The organism is Pseudoalteromonas sp. 19-MNA-CIBAN-0066 (assembly GCF_040308705.1).
Classification (GTDB): Bacteria; Pseudomonadota; Gammaproteobacteria; order Enterobacterales; family Alteromonadaceae; genus Pseudoalteromonas; species Pseudoalteromonas nigrifaciens.
In genome coordinates, this window is sequence record NZ_JBEONZ010000040.1 from 1 (window position 1) to 23,106 (window position 23,106).

19 protein-coding genes are annotated in these 23,106 nt (G+C 39.6%); 12 read left to right on the forward strand and 7 right to left on the reverse strand.

All coding sequences use genetic code 11. The annotated features are described in order from the left end of the window. The first annotated feature begins 457 nt into the window (after positions 1-457). From AAEZ18_RS16125 to AAEZ18_RS16145, 5 genes are read left to right on the forward strand one after another with little or no spacing between them, the layout of a single operon-like run. Entirely contained in the window at positions 458-4,186 is a 3,729-nt protein-coding gene (locus AAEZ18_RS16125; protein ID WP_350595242.1) for an ATP-binding protein, read from the forward strand. Further along, complete coding sequence (locus tag AAEZ18_RS16130; RefSeq protein WP_350595239.1) at positions 4,179-4,811, forward strand: hypothetical protein; 633 nt, start codon at positions 4,179-4,181, stop codon at positions 4,809-4,811. Before AAEZ18_RS16125 ends, AAEZ18_RS16130 begins: the two co-directional genes overlap by 8 nt. Continuing rightward, positions 4,811-6,058, forward strand: a complete 1,248-nt coding sequence (locus AAEZ18_RS16135) for a hypothetical protein (protein WP_350595237.1) — start codon at positions 4,811-4,813, stop codon at positions 6,056-6,058. Before AAEZ18_RS16130 ends, AAEZ18_RS16135 begins: the two co-directional genes overlap by 1 nt. Continuing rightward, complete coding sequence (locus AAEZ18_RS16140; RefSeq protein ID WP_350595235.1) at positions 6,045-6,917, forward strand: DUF7281 domain-containing protein; 873 nt, start codon at positions 6,045-6,047, stop codon at positions 6,915-6,917. The genes AAEZ18_RS16135 and AAEZ18_RS16140 overlap by 14 nt, the downstream gene beginning before the upstream one ends. Continuing rightward, positions 6,910-7,752, forward strand: coding sequence for a helix-turn-helix transcriptional regulator (locus tag AAEZ18_RS16145; protein WP_350595233.1), 843 nt, complete (start codon positions 6,910-6,912; stop codon positions 7,750-7,752). Before AAEZ18_RS16140 ends, AAEZ18_RS16145 begins: the two co-directional genes overlap by 8 nt. Positions 7,753-7,918: 166 nt before the next feature. Here AAEZ18_RS16145 and AAEZ18_RS16150 read toward each other — a convergent pair whose 3' ends face one another. From AAEZ18_RS16150 to AAEZ18_RS16160, 3 genes are all read right to left on the reverse strand, one after another. Next, a complete protein-coding gene (locus AAEZ18_RS16150) occupies positions 7,919-9,286 on the reverse strand; it encodes an MFS transporter (RefSeq protein ID WP_350595230.1) in 1,368 nt (455 codons plus the stop codon). A gap of 366 nt (positions 9,287-9,652) precedes the next feature. After that, positions 9,653-11,017 carry an MBL fold metallo-hydrolase RNA specificity domain-containing protein gene (locus AAEZ18_RS16155; RefSeq protein ID WP_427570540.1) on the reverse strand — a complete coding sequence of 455 codons (1,365 nt, stop codon included), beginning with the start codon at positions 11,015-11,017 and terminating at the stop codon, positions 9,653-9,655. 438 nt (positions 11,018-11,455) lie between these two features. Then, positions 11,456-12,382, reverse strand: coding sequence for a manganese-dependent inorganic pyrophosphatase (locus AAEZ18_RS16160; protein ID WP_350595226.1), 927 nt, complete (start codon positions 12,380-12,382; stop codon positions 11,456-11,458). Between the two features lie 119 nt (positions 12,383-12,501). Here AAEZ18_RS16160 and AAEZ18_RS16165 point away from each other — a divergent pair, with 119 nt between their 5' ends. Together AAEZ18_RS16165 and mutM are read left to right on the forward strand one after the other, a co-directional pair. Beyond that, the gene (locus AAEZ18_RS16165; protein WP_350595224.1) at positions 12,502-13,008 is read left to right on the forward strand and encodes a hypothetical protein; all 507 of its coding nucleotides are present in this window, start codon (positions 12,502-12,504) and stop codon (positions 13,006-13,008) included. A 26-nt stretch (positions 13,009-13,034) separates the two neighbouring features. Beyond that, on the forward strand, positions 13,035-13,844 hold the full coding sequence (gene mutM / locus AAEZ18_RS16170) for a bifunctional DNA-formamidopyrimidine glycosylase/DNA-(apurinic or apyrimidinic site) lyase (protein ID WP_041454335.1): 810 nt from the start codon (positions 13,035-13,037) through the stop codon (positions 13,842-13,844). Between the two features lie 127 nt (positions 13,845-13,971). Here mutM and AAEZ18_RS16175 read toward each other — a convergent pair whose 3' ends face one another. The 4 genes from AAEZ18_RS16175 to AAEZ18_RS16190 form a co-directional block, all read right to left on the reverse strand. Beyond that, complete coding sequence (locus tag AAEZ18_RS16175; protein WP_011327159.1) at positions 13,972-14,472, reverse strand: DUF3299 domain-containing protein; 501 nt, start codon at positions 14,470-14,472, stop codon at positions 13,972-13,974. Between the two features lie 11 nt (positions 14,473-14,483). Then, complete coding sequence (locus tag AAEZ18_RS16180; protein ID WP_179807851.1) at positions 14,484-15,731, reverse strand: ABC transporter permease; 1,248 nt, start codon at positions 15,729-15,731, stop codon at positions 14,484-14,486. Further along, entirely contained in the window at positions 15,728-16,414 is a 687-nt protein-coding gene (locus AAEZ18_RS16185) for an ABC transporter ATP-binding protein (RefSeq protein ID WP_197182798.1), read from the reverse strand. Before AAEZ18_RS16185 ends, AAEZ18_RS16180 begins: the two co-directional genes overlap by 4 nt. A 220-nt stretch (positions 16,415-16,634) precedes the next feature. After that, positions 16,635-17,708 (reverse strand): CDP-glycerol glycerophosphotransferase family protein, encoded by a 1,074-nt coding sequence (locus tag AAEZ18_RS16190; protein WP_350595221.1) that lies wholly within the window; start codon positions 17,706-17,708, stop codon positions 16,635-16,637. 180 nt (positions 17,709-17,888) lie between these two features. Here AAEZ18_RS16190 and AAEZ18_RS16195 point away from each other — a divergent pair, with 180 nt between their 5' ends. From AAEZ18_RS16195 to AAEZ18_RS16215, 5 genes are all read left to right on the forward strand, one after another. Then, on the forward strand, positions 17,889-18,992 hold the full coding sequence (locus AAEZ18_RS16195; protein ID WP_350595219.1) for a phosphoribosylaminoimidazolesuccinocarboxamide synthase: 1,104 nt from the start codon (positions 17,889-17,891) through the stop codon (positions 18,990-18,992). Positions 18,993-19,138: 146 nt separating this feature from the next. After that, positions 19,139-19,792 (forward strand): methylamine utilization protein, encoded by a 654-nt coding sequence (locus AAEZ18_RS16200; RefSeq protein ID WP_350595218.1) that lies wholly within the window; start codon positions 19,139-19,141, stop codon positions 19,790-19,792. Further along, complete coding sequence (locus AAEZ18_RS16205) at positions 19,785-22,100, forward strand: EAL domain-containing protein (RefSeq protein ID WP_089367738.1); 2,316 nt, start codon at positions 19,785-19,787, stop codon at positions 22,098-22,100. The genes AAEZ18_RS16200 and AAEZ18_RS16205 overlap by 8 nt, the downstream gene beginning before the upstream one ends. Further along, positions 22,087-22,920 carry a DUF3034 family protein gene (locus AAEZ18_RS16210; RefSeq protein WP_089367739.1) on the forward strand — a complete coding sequence of 278 codons (834 nt, stop codon included), beginning with the start codon at positions 22,087-22,089 and terminating at the stop codon, positions 22,918-22,920. Before AAEZ18_RS16205 ends, AAEZ18_RS16210 begins: the two co-directional genes overlap by 14 nt. Continuing rightward, positions 22,920-23,087 (forward strand): hypothetical protein, encoded by a 168-nt coding sequence (locus AAEZ18_RS16215; protein ID WP_244181059.1) that lies wholly within the window; start codon positions 22,920-22,922, stop codon positions 23,085-23,087. Before AAEZ18_RS16210 ends, AAEZ18_RS16215 begins: the two co-directional genes overlap by 1 nt. Positions 23,088-23,106: the final 19 nt, after the last annotated feature.

A 23,106-nucleotide genomic window follows, 5' to 3' on the forward strand; every position in this document is an offset into this window, starting at 1 on the left:
CAGCCTAAAAAGGTAGCTTAGGCTTTCTTTTTGAAACTCCTTCAAAACGCGCAGCGTTTAGTGGGAGTTGTTCATTTTTTTACCTTCTAAATCATAGAATGAAGGAGCCGCTTTTATTGCCCGATATTTATACCCAACTTTCATAGTTAATCATGCCTCCACTTTAGCAACGAAGCTTGTAATCTTTATGATTAAAGGGAAGTAAACTTCTGTTTCAGTTTATGCTATTACAAATGAGATGTACGAGGTGTCATGTCAGAAACATATGGGGTACACCAAAATGTTAGGCATCTTATGTGGTTACAGCACCAAGGGGCTACGATCAATGAACTAACTAAGGACATTAGTCAGAGCTAAAAATTGTCGAGTAATTACACTGTTTGAATGAACAGTTTTTAACCACTTTATTTTGATGTACATTAAAACAATGTACTCAATTGGGCTTTGGTGAATCAACATGGAAACGGGTTTAGTAGAAATATATCTGCATCATTCATACTTTAAAGGAAGATTAACGGGGGTTGAATGCTTAGGCCATACAAATAATACAGGGGGTAACGGGGCTGGTAAAACGACGTTACTTAGTCTTATACCGGTATTTTATGGTATCGAGCCCAGTAAGGTGGTAGATAGGGCTGCGGGTAAAGTCTCTTTTGTAAATCATTACTTACCAACAAAAAAATCCATGATTGTTTTCGAATATAAAAAAACAGGGAGCTCTAAGTGTGTTGTTTTATATCGCTCAAAAGACTCAGTAGTGTATAGGTTTGTCGATGCGCCAGCCAGTGAAGCTCTATTTGGCCAAGCAATGTTAGATGCATTGCATGACTGTGGTAACGCAAAAGAGTGGTTAAGAAAATATGTATCTAACAAGTATGATGTTTCAAAACAAATATCGACGAGTATTGATTATCGCTCAATCATACAAAATGATAAGCAACGCTTAAGAACACGCCGAAAAACAGAAGGTTCACTTATCCCGTTAGCGCATCAGTATTCCTTATGTTCAAGTGACTCTCAAATGAGGCATATAGACTCATTGTCATCAGTACTCATGCGTCATGATAAGCTTTTAGCACAATTTAAGTTGATGGTTGTTGACAGCTTTTTAACTGATCAAATTGAAATAGGTGAAGCGCCTTATCACAAAGAAGATATGGAGTATGTTAGTAGTATTGAGACGTTAATTGAACTGGAAAAGCACAAAGATAAATTTTCAGAATCAATTGCTCAATATGAGGCGTTAAAAGAGTCATGGGGCTACTTGCTTTCATACCAAAGTAAGCTGAAAAATGAGCTATCCGCCAATGTTAATCTGCTTGAAGAACAAAGCCTCAAGAGAAAGCAGCTTAAAATTGAAAAAAGTGAACTCTTTAAAAAATCCCAAGAGCAGCTATCACGTCTTAACTCAGCATTTGGGAAGGACTTTAATAAAGCCGAAACTAAAAAGAGTTTAATCGATAGCATTTATGATGCGCGTGAAAAATGGGATACAGAAATCGACATTGTATCCAAAATAGCTGAATACGAAGGTTTAAACTTTTTAGAAGATAAAGCTGAAAAAGATGCAAAGCATTTTAAAGCATTACTAGAGTCTGTTCACACTGAAAAGCAGGCTTACGATGCTGAAGTGAGTAAACATGAAATGGAAGCAAATCGAGAAGAGTTAGCGTTAACGCAAAAGATAAGTGAACTCCAAGAAAGCTTACACCAATTTGAGCTCGAAATGCAGCAAAAAGAGCTGGAAAAGAGTGAGCAATTCAACCAAAAACAACACGTGTTTAAGGAAGAACGAAATACCCAAAGTAAAGCATTATTGGAAGCAGTTCATTCATTACAGATTGAGCATCAAAAAGCGAGTAATTACACACACGAGGAGCAGAGATCGTTAGATAACCTTAAGAAAAAAGTAGTGGAATTAAATCGCTTTTTAATTAATGAGCTTTATGTACAGCAAAAGAATGCGCAAGAGCAACTAGATAATAAAAAACAAGAAAGAGAAAAACTATTAGCCCAGCGAAAACAAAAAAATAATGAATTAGACAATAAAAGAAATAAAAGAATTGAGATCACACACCGATTAACCCCAGAGGATGGTACTGTCCGCAGCTATTTAAACCAAAATTTAAAAAGTTGGCGTTCAACAATTGGTAAAGTGATCAGGCCAGAGTTACTCACGCTCAAAACATTATCGCCTGGTATTGCGGATGCTTCAGAGCACAGTTCTTTTTATGGTGTGCTAATCGATTTAGAGAACATACTACTGCCAGAAGAAGCGCAGTCGGATGAAATATTAAGCCAACAGCGAGAAGAAATAAGTCGTGAAATTGATAATTTAGTTACAGATATTAAAGAGATAGATAAAAAGCTCTCAATATTAAATAACGATGTGAATATTATTGGTTTAAGTATCGACAAACTACTGCGAGATGATCAAAGGTATAAAGACGATATTGGTAAGCTTGAATTACAAGAAAAAGTAACAATACACGCCATTAATAAGGATGTGTCTAGCCGGTTGCGAGCACTCGATAATCAAATAACGCAAGCCATTGAAGCGCAACATCAGTTTGATAGCGCGACAAAAAAACGTGAATTAGAAATTCGTCATCAGTATCAAGAAGAACTTATTGCCTTTAAAGCAAATGCCTCTGCAGCGCACTCGCAAATGGTTGAAACAATTGCAGCGAAAGAAGACGCTATAACGGTGATTAAAAATGACTTGAAACAGCGTTTAATTGAACTTAAAGATGCATTTAATTGTGTACTAAGAGATAAGGATATTGACCCAAAAACGGTTCAAGTCGCCAAACAACGACAAGTGGAATCCCAAGCGAAATACACCGAGGTAAAAGCGTTCTCGCACATTATTGCTGATTATAAGACATGGGAGTCGTCTACTTGGCGTAAAGTTGAATCATATGAGTCAGAGCTTGCATTGCTCAATAAAAGCATTTCACAAATTGAAAAAGAAATAACAACAGTGACTGAACAGTCCAAGCGCACTATGGATGAGAAAAGTTCAGTATTAAATGAGTTGGACAGAGCAATTGAAAAACTAGAGCTGATGAAGTCTGCGGTTGATTCTGCTTTAGAAGACATTGAATTACACAGTCAATATATCCCAGTGGCTCATCAACCTGCTCAATTAGATGATTCAATACCAATCGAGGTGATGATCCAGTCAGCTAAAGAGTCTGTAACGTCTATTAAAACGCTCAGATGGGAAATTAGCTCTGCGGTTAAAAAAGTAGGTGAAATATTATTAGTCACAGGGAAATCAAATAATAAAGTCCTTCATATTTGGCGCAGTATGGAAGAGCAGCGCATCGCTATCTCGGCGCATGAAAAATTTAGTGAAGATCTTTATATTGAAAGTGTAGTCGATGTCAAAGTGTTAATCGAAGAGTCTATACCCGATATAAAAGCCGTTATTTTGGAATCAATAAAAACGGTTGGTGAAAGATATATCCGTTTTTATCAAGCACTCACAGGTTTAAAGAAGAAAGTAAAAAATGTGTCTGCCAAGTTAGTTAAAGAAATCAATACTTCAAACAATTTCAAAGCATTGGATGATATTAAGATTGAGCTTGTTTCAAAAGTTGATGAGTTTGATCTTTGGTCTGAGTTAATCGCATTTAATAGCGTCTGGGAGCGCTGGGGGGAATTAGGCAAAGATAATTTACCTGAAAAAGATTTTGTAACGACTTTCTCTAGTGTTATTTCTGAACTGAAAGACAGCAAAATTTCAAGCTCCATTGAGTCTTTAGTAGATATTGATATTTCTATGACAGAGAACGGTCGATTAGTAAATATAAGAACGGATGCAGACTTAAAGAGCATCAGTAGTACGGGTATTTCAAAGTTAGCCGTCATTGTTGTTTTCTGTGGAATGACGCGCTATTTGTGTAAAGATCATAACATCACGATTCATTGGCCTCTAGATGAACTCGGTGAGCTGTCGGATGAAAATGTTATGCTTCTTTTTGATTTTATGGATCAGAATAATATTTCACTATTTTGCGCGCAGCCCAATCCATCGGTTGTACTATTGAGATATTTTACTTCTAAAAATCATGTGGATAAAAATTTAGGCATAAAGAAATATGTATCTAGAAAAACAAGCAAGCAAAACCCTCTGATCACCAGATCAGAGCAAGGTGTAGGGAGAGACGCTAATGTCTAGTCGTTTTGAACACTGTATTGAAGCATTACTAAATCAAAATATCGTCTGTGAGGTATCAAATTCAGACTGTTTTTCCTATTTAGATACGCCAGATAATGAAGAGTCAGTAAATAATTTCCTTCACCGTATTGGTAGAAAGGTTGCCAGAACGAGAGATCGCAAAGGGTTTTATTGCGTGTTCAGTTCGATTGAAGATAAAACAAAGCGAAATGCTGTTGAAAAACACTTTGAATATATCATTATTAATTTAGAAGGGTTAATTGACTGGTTACGTTTAGTCCGTAATGCAGATCATGAATCAAGGCCGATAGAAGCAGGCATGAGAGTTAAGGAATCTGAATTACTTGCTGCAATAGAAGAGTCATCATCACTTAAGTTGCAGTTAGAGAACATTGCACATAAGTTTAAAAGAGCACAAAACTCGACTGAAACGAAAACGAAACTGCGTTCGATATTGCAACATTTAGTAGATGAAAAGTACCTTACTTCAATAGGCGGCAGCGGCTCTGTCTATATAGCCACGGCAAAATGGTCATTAATTTACGATCAACTAGAGTTTATAAAATTATATGAGGGCATCGAAGGCGAAAGTGGTGGTAATGAAGAACAAGCGGAGTTGTTCTAATGGGAAGAAAAGAAGACTCAAAGGCTGCCATCAGAGCCCTCAATAAGCATATAGACGTTATTGATGAATCTTGTTATATCGCAAGAGGTCAAATTGAAGACTTGCCAGAAAATGAGCAAGTGATAAATTCTTTGAGTAAAAACCGATTAGCCTATTATTTAGGTGAGTCATTAGGTGTTCAGTTACACAGTAAAGTCCGTGGGTTATTAGATCATGTCACAAGTAGGCACAGATTTAGAGAAAGGCATGGTGCTTTTTCAGGATTGATAGAGGATCTAGAAAATACCATCCAAAGTTATAAACAAGCTAAAACTCGCCGTTATAGTGATGGTGAGCGATTCTTTGATGAGATACGTGAAACAGTTATGGAGTTGATGGATACGCTAACAGACACCGTTAATATGTTTCATCACATTATAGGTGATGAGTTTAGTGTCGTTTGCGACATTGATGAAAAAATTAAACAAACATCTCGTTGTAAACAAGAAATAACAAAGTTAAACCATGTGTTCAATCAGTTAAGCGTCGATAAAATGAATAGCTGGGTAGGGGTTGACCTTCAACTTGAAAGGTTGCTTATGAAAGTTTTAAAAGCCCATGTCGATAAATGCTTAAAAGATTTAGCAGCGAGTAACCGTAAATTGGTTAAAATGCTAGATAAACTGATGAAAGATAAAAGTGCTCAACGATTAAATAAATTAATTGATTCGTTTCATGGTAAATACACATCAGAGCCAGGTTATAGACCCGATATATTCTCTTTTTTGAATTTGCCTGTTTGTGTATCTATTGCTGAAAAGTTACCTTTAGGTGGCTATGGGGATTTAGATAGTGCGAGAGATGAAGAGCTATTGATAGATGCGTCTTTATCTGCGCTAAAAAAATCTGGAAACACGCCTAATCAATTAAATACCGAGGATGAAAGCGTTGTTATTACGGATGAGAGAGGTGTTGAACTTGATGAGAAAATTGATTCTCTGATTGAAAATGTAGAATTCTTTTTTGATGCATTATTCGATAGTGAACACACTGACGATCTCTCTGCGATAAAGGCATATTACCAACTAAAAGTTGCCTCAAGCGTTGAAGATTGGATGTTGATGATAACGAGCTACTTTGAAGCTCAACGAAAATCCGTTTTAAAAATTGCACACGTGCAGGAGTTAAGAGAAATAACCCCTCCATTCGATGGGACTGTTTATGTCACAGACATAATTTTTAAAAAGGTCTCAAATGAAATTAGATAAAAAGACCGTGCGGGCTGCTCAGCGATTAATTCAAAAATCTCCGCGAGTAGTTAATGAGTCTGCTGTTCTTAAGACGATAGTAGAAGAGCTGGACATAGCAGATATCAGAAATAAGAAAATTTATTTTACTGCTGAAAATTTGGCTTACATTGAAAAGTACTTTGATAACGCACTCGAAGCACCATTATTAACTATAGACTTAGATGTTGATACTCGGTTAATTGCAGCTAAAAAGCTGAAAAATGAAAAATGGGCGAGAGGAGGCGTCTTTGATGGGATGTTGTCTATGGCAGGTAAAGCGCCGATCCCCGTTATTGGTTCAACGGTTCATGTTCAACCAGGCATCGTTTATTCAATGCGTTATGAGAAACTAGATATTACTAAGATTCATACATTATTGATTGTGGAAAATGGTGAGCTAATAACAAACTGGGATAAAGTCATTCCTCATCTGCCTAAGGAATATCAAAATGCACTTATCTTATTTAAAGGCTATGGTGAAAACCAAAATCACCTTAAAATAATGCTTAATGAACTCAACCCCAGTGTTAATGTTGGTATCTTTTTTGACCATGATGCTGCAGGTATTGATATGGCTTTGAAATTATCTCAATACTGCTATATCGACATAGTTGTGCCGATATTCTTATCTGACAGTATTTTAATGAAATCAAAAGCTGAAGAATTCGAAAAACAGTTTCCTCAGTTGTTTAGAAGAATCAACTGTCAAAAAACACCACCACAAATTAAATCCATATTAGAAGATATGCAAAAGAGAAAGTTAGCAATTACACAGGAGCACCTCATCACTCATAGTACTCCTCTTGGTTTAATAAAAGGCGTGAAATATAATGATTAATGGAGGCTTAGGTACAAAAGGATCCAGATTAAAAGCTATTGAAATGTTTGCTTATTGGGAAGGTGTAGTAAATGCATCGACTTTAGCGAAATTGTTTAAAGTTACCATTAGTAATATTACTAAAAGCTTAACTGACTATAGGGAGCTATACCCAGGTACACTCATCTACAATAAAAGCTTAAAAAGGTATGAACCCGCCGCGTCTTTTTCATGCAATTATATCGATGGCTCGTGGCAAGAGTATGCAGCCTTTTTAAGGATCAATAGCCAAGTGTATAAGTCTGATTATTGGGGAGCGTTGGCAATAGACTTTGGCCCGTTATATACAGGCTCTGTTGATCCTAAAGTTGTCAGAATGATTACCCAAGCTATTACTAAAAAGCAGGCTGTTAAAATTACATATTACTCACTATCTCAACCTGCCGGAAAAGAGCGAATAATACACCCAATAGCATTAGCTGATAGCGGAGTGCGCTGGCATTGTAGAGCATTCGATGAATTTAGAAGTGAATTTAGGGATTTTCATCTAGGTAGAATAACGCAGGCAGAGTTATTTTCATCTTCGACCATTGATGCTGAAAAAGACACTGCATGGATGACGTCAGTTGAATTACATATCGCGCCGCAACCGAGTTTAACGTGTGAGCAAAAAAATGTAATCATGATGGATAAAGGGCGGGGCGAGAGCTTTTCAGTCAAAGTAAGAGCGGCTATGACTGAGTATTATCTCCAGTTTTATTTAATAGAGAAACACGTTAGAGATAGCAACCCTTTGGAAAGACCTTTGTATTTAAAAAATTATGATGAGATTAAACCGTGGTTATTTGGCAGGTGAGTATCGGAGTTTTTCAAGTTAGGAAGGCGTTCATAATTCTGTGTCAGGCTAAAAATGAATATCTTGCGTCAACTATTCGAACATTCGAAATGGGTCGATAATTGCGACAATGCCAGGCTCCAATTAAGGATGGGCATTGTCCATTTCTATTATTTTTAAACACAATTTAAGCTCGACCACGCAGTGCAGAAATACAGCTTGCTAGGATTACAAATCCTAAAGACATTTTAAACGCCAATGAAATAGTACTCATTAATGCGGGGCTATTTTGCGCTGAAAAAGTACTGTCTCCAAGGTAATACTGCACAATTAAGTTGATTAAGCTCATACCAAATAAATTACCAATCGTGCGTGACAAATTCATTGAAGAAGATGCGACACCTAGCTCGCTTTTATCTACTGCGCCCATAATGGCATTGTTATTTGGGGTCGAAAATAAGCCAAAGCCAATGCCCAATAATAGCAGTGAGCCGCTAATATAGGTTGTACTTGAACTAACCGACAGCTGTGATAGTAGAAAAAAGCCAATCATAACAATGATACAGCCTAATGTGGCAAGTAAGCGTGGTTGTATTTTATCGGCAAATTTACCTGCCAGTGGCGCCATGATAGCCATTGACACCGCTTGGAGTAATACGATTTGCCCTGCATGTGCGGGGCTTAATCCTTTAATATATTGCAAATACAAACTTAATAAAAAGGCCAGTGAAAAGTTACTGGCATACATTAAAAAGGAAGTGGACAAGGATAGGCTGAATACACGACTTTCTAAAAACATTTGCACTCTAATGAGTGGTCGCCTACTGCGACTTTGATGAACAATAAATAACATCAAAAAGGTGATTGAAAGTAATGTTAAAAGCCAGCCTGACATACGTGGTAAATCACTTAACCCTAATACTAAGCACAGTGCGAAAAGCGAGAAGATAACGGTGCCCCACCAGTCAAACGGTGATTTTTTATCGTTTTTCCACTCACCCTGTAAAAACAATTTAATGGTAATGAGCAGCATAAGTACCAGTGGGATCTGCGAGTAAAACACGGCGCGCCATCCCCACATTTCAGTAAGCCAACCACCCATTGCTGGGGCAGCACTGAGCCCTATATAAACACATGCTGCAGAGGTGCCCAGTGCCATTCCTCGTTTATTATCAGGTGTGACAGAGGTAATGATGGCAACACCGATACCAAAAATCATGGCGCCTGCGGCCCCTTGTATAAAGCGCCAAAAAAGCACCCACTCAATCGATGTTGCTAGCGCACACATCAGTGAGGCCAGCGCATTTAAGGCTAAACCAGAAGCATATACGCGTTTGCGGCCATAGTTGTCTGCTATTTTTCCGCACGGTAGCATAAACATGACACTACTGAGTAAATACAAGGTGGGCATCCACGCGATCATTTTCGCGCTCGCATTTAAATCTTCAGCGAGATTTGGGATAGCTATGTTAACGCCTGCCATGCCAAGTGGCCCTATAATAGAGCCGCTACAAACGATAATAAGTGCAATGGTAGTCGGGGGAAGTTTAAACAAGAAGAGTCCTTTTATTTACTGGCCTTAAAATGATACGTGAAGATATTTACTTGTACAGGCCTTGATGTCGTTAAGAGCGAAGCGATGCCTTTAGTTCTATATAATGGGGAACTCACTCAAACCAGGATCACTTAACAAGTTGGCATACTAACACCTGGCTCAGTACATCATTATCAGCGAACATAACAGAGCCTATATGTGTTACGCATTATGACCAAAAAAGGGGGGGATATCTTTATGATTTTAAAATAAAAGTGTTCAATATTAAATGCGGTTCAATAAAAGTTTCCATTGTGGATAATTGAACGAAATGGCAGCTTTACACATTGTGTACTAAGGCTTCAATTACCCTATGGTTAATTTTTATTATTTAGCTATTTCCACGATTGTTTTTTCTCCTAAAATTTCGCGATATTTATTTGCGAGCGCATTTTTTGCATCATTATCGCCGTGTACTATTTTTATATGGTTGGGCTTTTTACGCATGCCGGTTACAAATTTTATTAACCCATTTTGATCTGCGTGGGCGCTGTAGCCGCTTATAGTGTGTACTTTGGCGTTTATGATAATGCGAGTGTCGTTTACAAATACATAGCCGTTACGAGGGCCATAGGTTTGTATATCACGCCCTAATGTGCCGCGTCCTTGATAGCCTACAAACAGTATGTCGGTGGTTTTGTCACTTAAAAAACGCGCTAGGTAATTTACAATGCGCCCGCCGGTGCACATGCCGCTGGCGGCTAAAATAATGGCGGGTGTTTGGCGAGTGGCTAAGTAGTTAATAATGGCCACATGCTCTTTATGAGTGTCGATTGTGGTTAGGTTTTTAAAGTCGAGCGGGTGGCGGCCTTTGGCAACTTTGCGTTTGGCTTCAGCGTCCCATAAATGTTTAAAATTTCTGTACTGCTCAGTAAAATTTGCCGCCATAGGGGAGTCGAGTATTACGTGTATGCTGTGCCATGGTGAGTTTTTAGGTGCGCTGTGAATTAATTGCTCTAGTTCGTAAAGTAGCTCTTGGGTGCGACCTATACTAAACGCGGGCACGAGTACTACGCCGTTATCGGTAACCGCACCTTCGATTACTTTTTTTAATGTTTGAGTGCGCTCTTTACGCCCTTGATGGTTTTTATCGCCATAGGTCGATTCAATAACCAAGGTGTCGGCTTTATAAGGCGGCTTAGGTGTGGGCAATAGCGGCGTATAGGGCGCGCCTAGATCGCCAGAAAACACCACGCGATGCGTACTTTTACCTTGTGTGTTGTTAGGAGTGGTTTTAGTGCTTTTGTTCTCAAGAATGTCAATTTCAACATAGGCTGAACCTAATATGTGTCCGGCTCGCTGAAACCGCGCTTTGGCTGTTTGGGTATTTTCAGCATTACTAACGCTTGGATTGATAGATAAGTTAAACCAGGTTTTAAAATCAACCGCAACAATGCGCCTAGCTAATAAGCTTAAACAGGCTGCAATTATTTTAGGATCGCGTGTTACCCCTACTTTTAATGCATCTTCTATTACCAGTGGCAGTAAACTAGCTGATGCTTGAGTGGTGTAAATTGCGCCTTTAAACCCCGCAGCCAATAAATATGGTATACGACCTACGTGATCAATATGGCAATGAGTAACAATTAATGCCGTAACATTCGTTATATCAAACCCAATAGCTAAATCAGCTTTTGATTCCTCCCCCTGAAATAATCCACAATCAATGAGTATTGATGTGCTGTTATTTATTACTAGTTCATGGCACGAACCGGTAACGCCATTAACAGCCCCATGATGCAGTATTTTCATTGTTCGTCCTTGTATGCTTAAAAAGGGCGGCGATCTGCTTTTAGCCGTAACTTTCAGTTAAAGATTAAAACAGCTTTTAAGTATTTTAACGTATTGTTTGTAACAGCTTAGTTTTAATTAGTTTAAATGCAAATTAAGAACAGGTTTTAGGAGTGAGAAAGAGCAGGCTTTAGGTATTAGGTTAATGATACTACCCCAATAAAGTAGACACGGGATTTTAATTACCTTTAAGCGGGGGTTAATGTAGCGCTTGGATTTAAAAAGAGGCTATGTAAATTAACTACAGAAAAAAGCACCACGTTTTAGTTTCACGTGGTGCTTTTTTATACTTTGCTGATTGATACCTGATACCTGATACCTGATACCTGATACTATAACTTATACTTTTTGAAAAGCGTCTTGTAGTGGTGGCACTACTTGCTTTTTACGGCTCAGTACGCCGTCTAGCCATACTTTTCCGTCTGCTGGTTTTTCACCATAAGCTTGCTCTACTAGATTTGCGTCGTCTGATGCAATTAGCATTTCTGAGCCTTCTTTCATGATGTCAGTAAGCAGTAAAAATACTGAGTGGCGATTGCCCTCAGTTTTCAGCTTGGCAATATCGGCTGCTAAATCAGCTTTAATATCGTCAAATACGGCTAGGTCGATCACTTCTAGTTGGCCTATGCCTACTAGGTTGCCGTTCATGTTAAAGTCTTTAAAGTCGCGCATAACTAGGTCGCGTACAGGCGTGTCGGCAACTGCCGATTTAACGCGAAACATGTCCATGCCGAGCTCTTTAGGATCGTCAATACCGGCTATTTCTGCTAGCGCTTCAACACATTTAATATCGGCAGTAGTGCACGTTGGCGATTTAAAAATAACGGTGTCGCTTAAAATAGCGCACATCATAATACCGGCGATGTTTTTAGGGATTTCTACATTGTAAAAATCGTACATCATTTTAATTATGGTGTTTGAACAACCTACAGGGCGGATCCAACACTCAAGTGGTGCTGATGAAGTTAGGTCGCCAAGTTTATGGTGATCTACCACGCCAACTATGCGGGCTTGGTCTATATCATCTGGTGCTTGGGTTTTTTCTGTGTGGTCTACAATATACACATCTTCGCCGGCGTAGCTAAGCTTTAGCTCTGGCGCTTCGAAGCCAAATTTATCAAGAATAAATTGAGTTTCTGGTGAAACTTCACCAAGACGCGTTGGAATGGCTGGTTCATTAATTTGGTTTTTTAAATAAGCGAGTGCAATTGCGCCGCATATTGAATCTGAATCTGGGATTTTATGGCCCACTACATACATTGACATTGATGAAACTCCTAAAAATTTGCGCGTATTCTAACAAAGTATAGTGGATTTAACATATAGACAGTGTAATTAAGTTTTGGTTACACTTTAAACTATTGAGCTAATTAGGAACATCGAGCATGCAATTAAGCCGTAAAGGTTGGAACAACGTTATTATTTTTTCGATGTTGATTATGATCTTCTTTTTAAATGGTTGGCACAAAGATATTGGTGGTAGTAATAACGAGCCGGTACTGCAACCAGTGTTACCAATACAAAGTTTTGTATTAACGTTGAGTTTTGTTGATCAAAAAATTGAACGTATAGGCACAAGCTGGCGTACAACCGCATTACAAATCGATGTGCCGCTTACTTGGCAAGGCACGGAGCAGCAGCTAGGTGAACTGGTTAACGTGTGGCAAAGTGCTCAGCTTATGTCGGTTCATGAATCGGTGGTGTTTAATCCTAATGCGCCCCTCTCGGTAGCTACCTTTGAACTGGCGGGCGAACCATTACCTTGGGTGTATTTACTTTACAAGGACGATGGCCAGTATTATTTACTCGAAAAAAATAGCCAGCGTGTATTTGCGCTTGATTTAGCTGTAGTTAAACAGTTGTTTCCTAGCTCAACCCCGAGTGAACAATAATCTTTATAATAAAGTGAGTGTATTGAATGCCTGAATTACCAGAGGTAGAAGTAAGCCGCATGGGCATAACCCCGCATGTTTTAAATCAAGTTGTTACTAAGGTAAATATTCATAATGGCAGCATGCGTTGGCCGGTGCCAGACGATGTATATCAGCTAACAGGTTTAACCGTAACGGGCGTTGAGCGCCGCGCAAAATATTTGTTATTACACTGCGCGTTAGGCTCTACTATTTTGCATTTAGGTATGTCGGGCAATTTACGTGTAGTAAGTGCTAACGAGCCACTTAAAAAACACGATCATATAGAATTTATTTTTGCTAACGGTAAAGCGCTGCGCTTAAACGATCCGCGCCGCTTTGGTTGCTGCCTATGGCAAGCGCCGGGCTCAGTTCATAAGTTACTGGCAAAGCTCGGGCCTGAGCCGCTTACTGACGAGTTTTTTGCGAAGCAGGTGTATCAGCAATCGCGCAATAAAAAAGTGCCGGTAAAACAATTTATAATGAATAACGCCATCGTCGTAGGGGTCGGTAATATTTACGCTAATGAATCGTTATTTAAAGCGGGAATAGACCCTCGCCGCGAAGCCGGTAAAGTATCGCTGAAAAGTTTTGAAGCGCTTATTCCTATAATTAAAGACACGCTAGCCGCAGCAATAACCCAAGGAGGCACCACCTTAAAAGATTTTGCCCAAAGCGATGGGAAACCGGGTTACTTTGCTCAGCAACTTTTAGTGTACGGTCGCAAAGGGCAACCTTGCTTGGTGTGTAAAAGCGAATTACAAGAAGTAAGGCTAGGGCAAAGAAGTACTGTGTTTTGTGGGAAATGTCAGAAGTGAAGGGCAGCGAATAGTACTAAAGATTCTCATCTACCCTCTTTGTGCAAAATGCTTTTAAGTGATTAATTCACAAAGAGGGTGAGATCGTGATGTGGAGGGGGAACCTTACCCGCTGAAACCTCCGGTTTTAAAGCTCAAACGGGGCTACCCCTACGGCTTTCATTGTGTAGCCTACTTGGGCTATTTCGCCAGACCATGTTTGGGTGCTAATTACACCAGTCACTACTATGGCGTCGTATAGGCTGTCGATGGGGACTCCGCCTTTAATGGTTACATGTACTATTTGATTTGGCGGCGGCGGCGGTACGTGTATACAGGCGCCAAAATAAGGAACCAGTAAAAACTCGGTAATTACTTCACTGTCGCCTTCAAGTGGTACTACAAAACCCGGTAGGCTTACCGATTTACCATCAAGTGCTTTTACTACAGGGGCGTTTAGATCTGGTTGAACCCAGTTTTGTTCACTGCCTTCGTGGTTAGCTTGCGCTTGGGTGTTTATTTGCATATGACCTTGTGGAATTAGGTCTTCCCAAAAAATTTCTTTGGGTGGATTTGCACTACTAACAAAGCTGGTTAGTATTAAGCTTACCAAGGCGATGTATTGAAAAGTTGTTTTTAAAAACGTCATGATTGTCCTAGTTATATTTTTATACTCATGCCATCGCTGAGTGAGTAAAAGTAAGCGCGAGTAGCGGGAATTAAACCAATAATAAATCCTGCAATCATAATAACGCCTATAAGTGTGAGTTCATAGTAAGAGAGCATGGCAATATTAATGCTAATACCCGCGTGACTTTGTAAGTAACCTGCGCCAAAAAACATCAGCGCATAAAATAATACACACCCAACTATGCAGCCGAGTAAAGTGGTAAGCAGTGACTCTATGCTAATGAGCGTAAATAGCTGCCATGGCCGAGCGCCTACTGAGCGTAATATGGCAAGCTCTCTGCGGCGCTGATTAAGGTTAGCTAGGAGCGTGGTTAACATGCCAAGCAAGCTAATAATGACTACCACAACAGAAAATAGCAGCAGTATTTTTTCAACAATAGCGAGCATTTCCCATAACTCTTTTAGTGTTACTGTGGGCATAATACCCAGCAGTGCTTCTTTTTTATATTGGTTTATATTGCGCCTAATTTGCAGCGTGTAAAGTGGAGAGTTAAAGCCCATTAAAAACGCAGTAATTTGTTTTGGGTGGCCAACTAAGTTGCTATGTTCCTCGTGCTCATGTTCGTCATGCTCTGCACTATGGCCACCATGGATTAAATCGATAGCGGCCAGCGGTATATGCAGCGTTTTATCTACAGGGGTGCCGGTGGCATTTAAAATACCGACCACTTTAAACGGGTTGTCATCATGATGATGAAAGCTGGTGCTGCCCATACCATGAGATATAACAATGCTGTCGCCCAGTTTATAGTTTAATTTACTCGCTACCTCACTCCCCAGCACGACTTGGTTAATCGTGTTAAATGCGTGGCCTTGCTTAAAGCTCAGTGGCTGCTTTTTGCCAAACCGATAATAATTAAAGTAATCAAGGGTGGTACCTAATACTGCTTGGCCTTTGTGGCTGTCGCCAAGGCTTATTGGAATGCTCCACTTTACGCCGCGTTGTCCGGTTATGTATTCATAACTTTGCCAACTCACACCATTGTTAGTGTGGCCTATTCTAAATACGGACGAGAGCAGCAATTGAATATCGCCAGTGCGCGCACCGACAATTAAATCGGTGCCCGAAATAGTATTACTAAAACTGCTTTTTGCGTCTATGCGTACCCGTTCAATGCTTAGCAGTAACATGACGCTAATGGCGATGGTAAGTAAGGTTAACAGCACGCTACTACGACGGTTTAATAGGCTTTTATAGGCGAGTTTAATTAAGATCATGATGCTGCCTGCAAATTAACTAAATCGATGCTGCGATTAAAAAGTGGTTGCAAACTTTCGTCGTGGCTAACAAATACTAAAGTACTGTTGGCGTGCTTAGCTTGCTCAAACAGCAGTTTTATAAAGCTTTGACGGTTGTTGGTGTCGAGCGCCGATGTGGGCTCGTCGGCAATAATTAACTCTGGGCTGCCAATAAATGCACGCGCGGCAGCCACACGTTGTTGCTGGCCAATGCTTAATTTACCCACATCTTGATGATGTAAATGTTGCGCTAACCCTAAGGCATTAAGCAATCTTGCGGACTCTGCGGTTAAGCAGTGTGATTGCAGCAGCGCCCGTTGTTGGCGCTGCTTTGAAAACTGGCAACCCAAGCTTACGTTTTCCAGCGGCGTTAAATAGGGGAGCAAATTAAAATTTTGAAAAATATAACCAATATGATCCGCTCTAAATACATCGCGTTGAGTATTACTTAGGGTGTTTAAGTTTTTATTCAAAATACTTACCTCACCGCTGGTGGCGGTATTAATACCCGCTAATAACGACAGTAAAGTAGACTTACCACAGCCACTTGGTCCATGTAAAAACACATGCTCGCCTTGCTTAATGTTCAGCTGGTTAATATTAAGTGTGGGGCTAACTGCATTTTTATGCCATTTAAATAACAGCTTAGAAAGTGTGATCATAACAACTTAATAGTTAAACATTTATAGTTGTGATGTTAAGCGATAATAAAAGGGAAAGGAAGGAGGGGCGCGTTCAGTGGTTATATTTCAGCGGCCAGTAGGGCTGGTACTAGGCAAGTGGTTGATGCGGAAACGATAACCTAAACACTAAACTTGGTTAATTCTTACCTAAAACCTGATACCTGACAGATAAAATCTGTCCTTTAGCCTATTGTTTAATTTACCAACCCCAGTAATTTAGTTTTTTACGCATTTTAAACTGTCTGATCAGATTGAGTGGTTTGCTTTTTAGTTTTTCATTACTAAGCAGTAGTTCATTGGTTGCGGCAAGTACTCTTTCGCTTGATTTACCATCGGCATACGGATGTAACTGTTGGCAATATTCCTCAATATTATTAATTAGTTCAGCTGGATAAGTAAAAGCATGTTCTATTGCGGCTTCAACCTCTTGTGCATTGGTGATATCAAGTAAATACTTTGCGGGAGCTTTATTGCAAAAAGTCACTACAGGTTTTCGCTGTACTAAAAACATCTGCAATATAGATGACGTATCGCACAGCATTACATCAGCTGCTTGAAGTAGAGGTAATACGTTGTCAGTTTCAACGAAGGTTAAATTTTCATTGCTGAGTGCTTTGTACTTAGTGATCCACTCTGTGGGCATTTTAGGATGAAACTGCATTAAAATGCGCCATTTACCGTGTTGGCTAAATTGCTTTATTTGTTCATATAATTTAGGCGCGAGCGATAGGCGCTTAGAAAAAGTAGAGCAAATTAATAATGTGGGGCGCGTGTCGCTGCTATCTTTGTAACGGTTAGTGTCTTCGGTAATAAAAAAACGATCCAACGGCGGCCAGCCTGTTTCGGTTACTTTAAAATAACCCAGCTGCTGTTCTAATGCTTTAAATGGCCCAGTAGTATTTGGGCCTTGTGTACAATACAGATCAAAACAGCCTCTGGCTTTAAAGTGGTCATTTTCGCCTTTTTTATTTAGCTTACCGGCATCAAAACCATGAAAAACAGCAACTTTTTTACCTGGGAAAAAAGTAGGTATTAAATTAGCTGGGGCAAAAGTCGCATCGGGCGACCACTGTTTTATTGCTTTAATTGAGTTAAGTTGTATTTCATCATCGGCTAAAAAGTCAGGATTAACGTCATTACCTTCTAAAAACCAACAAACTTCACCACCGTGAGCCAAAATTTGTGCTTGTAAAGGCCTTAAAATAGCATACGAGTAATTTTGAGAAATATACATTAAGTATTTTTTATTTTTGCTGGCGGCTAGGTAGTTCAATTTAACTCCTTAAGGTTTTTGAACAGCTCAAGTTTACCTCATTGTTACTAGTATATAAATAAAGCCACTATATTTGTTTAGTCGTAAGATTGAGCTTTGCAGTTTGCTGCATTATTATATGCTCTCTTTAACCCCAATTCCATACTTTGCTCTTTGAGCATGCCTAACCCCGGAGATAGCATGACTAGCTATAAAGTTTTAGACGTAAACGATGATTTACCTATTCGTACCAAAGGTGACGTACACAGTGGTAAAGTACGCTCGGTTTACTGGTTAACCGACGCAGACAGCAAACGTTTAATTAGCGAAAAGGGCTATAAAGTACCAGCCGATACTGAGCTGGCAATTATGGTTATTTCCGACAGAATTTCAGCTTTTGATTGTATTTGGCAAGGCGAAAATGGCTTAAATGGCGTGCCAGGTAAAGGCATAGCGTTAAACTCGGTGGCTGCGCATTGGTTTAAGTTATTTGATGAAGCAGGACTTGCGGGTAATCACATTGTTGATATTCCGCATCCGTATGTTTGGATTGTACGCAAAGCCAGTACGGTAAAAGTAGAAGCCATTGCCCGCCAATATATTACAGGCAGCATGTGGCGCGACTACGCTAAAGGTGTACGAGACTTTTGTGGTATTAATTTACCAGAAGGTTTAACAGCTAATCAAAAGCTCGATAAAGTATTAATTACTCCCTCTACCAAAGGCATTATTACTGGTGTGGCAGATATTCCCCCAGTTGATGATGTGAATATAACGCGTAGCAATATTACTAATAACCTAAGCGTATTTAACTTTAGAGCGGCTGATGATGTAGCCCAATACGAAAAGTTATTAGTGGAAGGTTTTGAGCTAATAAGTTGCGAGCTGGCTAAGCTTGGGCAAATATTTGTAGATACCAAATTTGAATTTGGCTATGTAGAAGATATAAATGGCGCAGAGCAGCTTATTTATATTGATGAAGTAGGCACGCCTGATTCATCACGTATTTGGGATGAGGCATCTTATAAAGATGGCAAGATTGTTGAAAACTCAAAGGAAGGTTTCCGTCAGCTGTTAATTAATAACGTGCCAGAGAGCGACGTACTACTTAATAAAGACCGCATGGATGAGCGTGAGCAGCTAGCTAAAGATTACATTTTACCTGAGTCAGTAATGCTTGAAGTGTCAAATACCTACGTGGGCATTGCCAGTAAAATAGTGGGCAAAGAGATTGTTATTCCTGCTGATCCGCGTCAAGAAGTAATTGCTATTTTAGATGCCGATTATGGATTAATTATAAAATAACACGACTAAAGTGCTAAAAAATGAATGCTAAAATGTTTATTTTTAGTGACTGAACTATATTTCTTGCAATTGGTGCTCGTCTCTAATTAACTGAACTTAAAATTAATATTTGAGTATGGTTATGTTTGAACGAGCATTGCAATTTTTTGCAAAAAAAACGTTATTTATTCGCTTTAAGTGTGCTTTTTAGCCACGCTGCTATTAGCGCAAATATTGATTTAGTAATAAAAGATCAACACGGTATGGTATTACCCAATGCCGTTGTTGAAATAGGCCAAGCAAACACTGCTTTTAAGCCTACAAATCCAAGTGTTAAAAAGCTCCCCATTGCGGTAATAGATCAGGTAAATAAGCAGTTTTTACCTGAGCTACTTATTGTGCAGCAAGGGCAATTAGTTAACTTTCCTAATAGCGATAATATTCGCCATAACGTGTATTCGTTTTCAAGCGCTAAATCTTTTCAATTAAAACTCTACTCAGGGCAACCCAAAGAGCCAATTATTTTTGACACTCAAGGTGTTGTGGTACTAGGCTGTAATATTCATGATTCTATGGTGGGTTATATCTATGTGGCTAAGAGTGAGCAAGTTTATAAAACCGATAAAAACGGAGTTGTAAGTTTGCCTGTTACTACGCAGCCTTTGCAAATAAGTATTTGGCATGCGTTGCAAACTGCGCCTTTAGAAAATAAAAAAATGATGAATATAGAGCCACAAGCTATTTTACCGATAACCATAAATACTTCCTCGCCAGCACCACGTAACACCTTTGGCAGTCAGTTTAAGGGCGGTAATGACTAACAATTTGCGAAACCGTATAACCATTTTATGTGTAGGCTTGGTGTTATTAACCACTGTGGTTAGTTTGCTGAGCTTTTGGTGGTCTACAAGTAAGTTTCAAGAAGAAAAAGTCAATCAAGACATAAGCGTGGCACAAAATGTTTATAAACAATATTTAAACTCGAAAGAAAACCTACTATTAACTGCCGCTAAAGTACTCACCTCCGATTTTGGCTTTAAACAAGCGGTTGCCACGCGTGACGCTGCTACTATAAGCAGTGTTTTATACAATCATAGCCAGCGTATAAATGCCGATTTAATGCTGCTGTTAGATTTGTCGGGGCTGTTAATATCAACCAATGATGATGAGGACAACTTTACCGATAATCTGCAGCCTTTAATGAGTGAGTTATTAACTACCGCGGAGCGCTCTAGTTTTGTGGTATTAAATGGCCAGCTGTATCAGGTTATTTTACTGCCAGTTAAAACCCCGCGCACCATAGCTTACAGTTTGGTGGGTTTTAAAATAACCAGTAATGTAGCTTCAGAACTTAAAAGCCTAACCGGTATGGAAGTAAGCTTTATAGCGAACGCAGATAGCTTAGTAAAAACCTCACTGGTAGCCCCTCCAGCAAATTTTCAACCAGTTAATTATTTTAATAGCAAAACGACGTCGCGCTTTTTTGGTGATTATTTAGTGTATAAAAATCGCGAAATTGAGCTATCTGCACTGCAAGCTCACCCGGTAATAATTTTACTCAGCGCCGATTTAACCCAAAGCTATCGCGATTTTGAACAGCTATTTATTACGCTGATTATACTTGCCATACTTACTTTAATTGTTGGGGTAGTAACCAGTAGTTTATTAGCAAATAATTTAACTACACCACTGTCGCAATTGGCCGTGGTGGCTAAGCAATTTGCAAAGGGTAATTATAATTTTGAATTTAAAGGCAGCAAACAAAGCAGTGAAATAGCTACCCTTATGGATGCTTTTCATAACATGGGTAGCGATATAAATGAACGTGAACAGCAAATTAGCTACCAAGCTCGCCATGATGCGCTAACCGGATTTTATAACCGCTCGGCTATGCTAGAAATGCTAGCTAAACAATTAAATAAAAGCACTGCACACACGTTAGTAGCTATCGATATTAAAGGCCTGCGACATATAAACGATAAGTTGGGGCCACGCATTGGTGATAAGTGCTTAAAAGCGGTGGCACATCGTATTCGTGAGTTTTCAGAGGAGTTGGGTGGGTTTCATGCGCGTATTGGTGGTGATGAATTTTTAACCGTATTTCCGGCGGGGGCAGTGAGCGAATTTAAACGCGGCATTATTGCTTTAATGGCGCAGCTCCAAGCGGGTTACACCATTCAAAACTTAAAAATAAATTTACGCTTTAGTGTGGGGGTGGTGCAATATCCGCTACACGGTGAACAAGCTGAGGATCTAATTCGTCGAGTACTTATAGCAGTAGAAAGCGCAACCAGCCATCATCAAAATATTCATTACTATCAACAAGGCGAAGACGAAGCGCATTTAGAGCGCTTAGTTATGCTTGATGAGCTTAAGCAAGCTATAAGCGATGATGACGGCCAGTTATTTATGACCTATCAGCCAAAACTAAATATGAAAATACAAAAGGTTGATAAGGTTGAGTCCTTAATTCGCTGGCAACGTAAAGATGGTAGTTGGGTGTCGCCTGAGGTGTTTATTGATTTAGCCGAACAGTCGGGATTAATTGTAGAGCTTACCGCCTGGGTGGTTAATACCGTTATTGCACAAGTTGCCGCTTGGCAGCAAAAAGGCATACATTTACAAGCGGCTATCAATGTATCGGCACAAGATATTGCGTTTGCGGGGTTTCATTCGTCATTAGTACGTACTTTAAAAAAGCATAAGGTTAACCCTGCGTTGATCACCATTGAGCTCACCGAGCGCGATATGATTGAAAATGAAGAAAAAGGCATAATTGCCCTCGAAAACTTAAAAGCTATTGGGGTAAAAATATCGCTTGATGATTATGGCGTAGGGCAAACATCGTTAGGGCGTTTAAAAATGCTGCCAATTGATGAGCTTAAATTAGATAAGTGCTTTATTTTAAAACTAGATGAATCGCAAAAAGATCAATTTATTGTGCAGTCGAGTATTACTTTAGGGCATCAATTAGGGTTTTCGGTAGTTGCCGAAGGAGTAGAAACTGTAGGTACTTTAGCGCTACTTAAGCAAATGAAGTGCGATCACGCCCAAGGTTATTATTTAAGTCGGCCATTAAAAGCTGAGCTATTAGAGCAGTGGTTAGAGGAATACGATGGCGTACATTAAGTGTTTTATGGCAGGGGTATTACTCACAGCCAGTTTTATTACTGCTGCGAGTAGCGGTAAATTATTAGCTACTCCTGGGGTGTCTCAAGTTGAGGGGGCTGGTGGCGGTGGCCTTGTTCCGTGGGCGCAACTTGCGGGGTATGCCAGTGAGGATGAGGTTTCGGTTAATGGCTTTTGTAGCCGTGCAGATGTAACCGACTATACGTTAGATGTATGTGGCGCACAGCTTAATTTGTTTAATCGCGTTGAGCTTAGCTATGCGCAGCAAGAGTTTGATGTACCCGCGCTGAGTACGCAAATAGAGCAGTCGATAACTGGTGCTAAAGTTCGTTTATATGGCGACATTGTTTACAGTAGTTGGCCACAAGTAAGTTTGGGTATACAGCATAAGTCGTTAGACGATGGCACGGTTGCAAAGCTAGTGGGTGCACAGAGCACCAGCGGCACTGACTTTTACTTAGCGGTAAGCAAATTACACTTAGGTGCTATTGAAGGATACAACTGGTTTTGGAACGTGACCACCCGTTACAGCAAAGCCAACCAACTAGGGTTACTGGGTTATGGCGGTAATAATACCAGCAATAAATTGTTATTTGAGGCAAGCACAGCGATATTTTTAAGCCGTGAAGTAGCGTTAGGTGTTGAGTATCGTCAAAAAACAAATAACCTAGGATTAGGCGAGCAAGATTGGAAAGATGTGTTTGTAGCTTGGATGCCAAATAAACATATGAGCGTAACCGCCGCCTACTTAGATTTAGGCAGTATAGCTGGAGCAAGCGATCAAATCGGTTGGTATTTATCGGTGACAGGATATTGGTAATGAGAGTTTTTATACTATTTTTATTGGCTACAAGTGTATTAGCTGGCTGTAGCAGCAAGCCTAAACAGAGTTTGTATCAGCAAATAAATGGTAATGCCGGCATAGAAAAACTAGGGCGTGTTGATCTTTGTGGTATGAAAAACAAACAGCATGAAGATAAGGTATAATTGAATTCGCCAGAAAACT